General features: G+C 67.7%; 3 protein-coding genes. 2 read left to right on the forward strand and 1 reads right to left on the reverse strand.

The annotated features are described in order from the left end of the window. Positions 1 to 215 (forward strand): hypothetical protein (locus B1964_RS00810; protein ID WP_216354216.1); only part of this gene is annotated, 215 nt, incomplete at its 5' end. After that, positions 212 to 961: an energy-coupling factor transporter transmembrane protein EcfT gene (locus B1964_RS00815; RefSeq protein WP_006369151.1), complete on the forward strand. Its 750-nt coding sequence runs from the start codon at positions 212 to 214 to the stop codon at positions 959 to 961. The genes B1964_RS00810 and B1964_RS00815, both read left to right, overlap by 4 nt. A gap of 14 nt (positions 962 to 975) precedes the next feature. Here B1964_RS00815 and B1964_RS00820 read toward each other — a convergent pair whose 3' ends face one another. After that, complete coding sequence (locus tag B1964_RS00820) at positions 976 to 1,443, reverse strand: hypothetical protein (protein ID WP_079928435.1); 468 nt, start codon at positions 1,441 to 1,443, stop codon at positions 976 to 978. Between the last annotated feature and the right edge of the window lie 212 nt (positions 1,444 to 1,655).

A 1,655-nucleotide genomic window follows, 5' to 3' on the forward strand; every position in this document is an offset into this window, starting at 1 on the left:
GGCGGGCGGGTATGACGATCGTGATCATCTCCCACGACTTCGCCTCCCTCGGCGACGTGTGCGATCGCCGCGTCCACCTGGTGCGCGGTGTCCTCACCGAAGGCGGCACCGACCACGTCCACGACGGTCCCGCGCTCGACATCAACCCGCACGAGCCCGAGGTGACCGACGCCGCCCGGCCGACGCTGTTCCGCGGAAAGAGGTCTCACGAATGACGATGCGTACGGTGCCACTACGTCAGGTGCCCGGCGATTCGGTGATCCACCGGCTCTGGGCGGGCACGAAGCTCCTCGTGGTTCTCGTGCTCAGCGTGATGACCTGGGTGCTGCCGTCGTGGCCGGCACTCGGCATGGTCGCCGCGGTGCTGGTGATCACCGCGCTGATCGCCGGCATCCCCTTGGGCGCGATTCCCCGGCCGCCGTGGTGGTTCTGGGGGCTGTTGCTCCTCGGAGCGGCCGTCAATGCCGCGGTCAGTGTTGCCGCTGTGGTCGTGTTCGCGCGGGCCACCGCGTTGGGCCTGGTGCTGGTCGCCACCTCCATCCTGGTCATCTGGACGACGCCGCTGGCCGACGTCGCCCCCGCGATCGCGACGTTGATGCGCCCACTGCGATGGCTGCGGCTGCCCGTCGACGAGTGGGCCGTCTCGATCGCCCTGTGCCTACGTGGCCTGCCGATGCTCATCGAGGAGCTACGTCTGCTGCGCGCGGCACACCGGCTGCGACCGACCGCGCCGGCCGACTCCGGACACCCGGCCGCCGAGATGGGCATCATCGACATGGTGGTCGCGGCGATGAGTTCGGCACTGCGTCGTGCCGAGGAGATGGCCGAGGCGATCACCGCGCGCGGCGGCACCGGCCGCCTCACCGCCTACCCGTCCCGACCGCATCGGCGGGACTGGTTCGTGCTCGGCATCGTTGCCGTCGCCTGTGCCGGGGCGATCACGGCGACGGTGCTGCTGTAGTCGCCCCGGGCGGATCAGTTCGGGCACTGAGCGGTGAAGTGCCAGACCGTGCTTTCCGAATCTGTGGAGACCCGCACAGTGACCACCGAGGAAGAGCCCCGCGGTACTGCGACCCGGATACTTCCCGAGCCCGGTCCCGACAGGGGGCGATTGAACTTGTTCGCTGACTCGGAACCGCGCCATCCGGTGGTGGCGATCTGCTTGTTCTGATAGATCACATCGAACTTGTCAGGTTCGTCCTCCGCGTTGAAGTTTAGGACGAACGATGTCGGGCCGGTCCGACCGATACTCTTGGGGAAGTTCTGCGGTTCGGAAGCGAAACCTCCGGAGCGCGGCGTGTTTTCGACGTCGCAGGGCGTTACCGGGCCGCTATAGGCCGGGTCCTGTGTCCCGTCGGCCTGGGCCAGCCCGGGGGCGGCGACGGCCAAAGCGGCTGCGGACAGGGCGGTGGCGCAGAGGGCGCGCATGGTGCGAGAGGGCACGAGTTCTCCTTCGAGGGAACGTCACGGTGAACAGAGCAGTGCGACGCTAACCGCCTCGGGCATATCGCCGATATCGGTCGTTCGGTCCATTCATCTCTGTTCGGTGTCGTCCGTTCGGCCGAAAAATGCTCTATGGCACCAGAATTGGGGACACCAACGGTTTGCCGGGGCAACGATCGGGCCCTGCGTGGATCGGCCCGCACAACGGCGAC

Source organism: Gordonia sp. i37 (assembly GCF_002043085.1).
In the GTDB taxonomy this organism is placed as follows: Bacteria; Actinomycetota; Actinomycetes; order Mycobacteriales; family Mycobacteriaceae; genus Gordonia; species Gordonia polyisoprenivorans.

Coding starts and splice junctions, on each gene's coding strand:
- B1964_RS00815 (WP_006369151.1), top strand. CDS start 212: ATGACGATGCGTACGGTGCCACTACGTCAGGTGCCCGGCGATTCGGTG.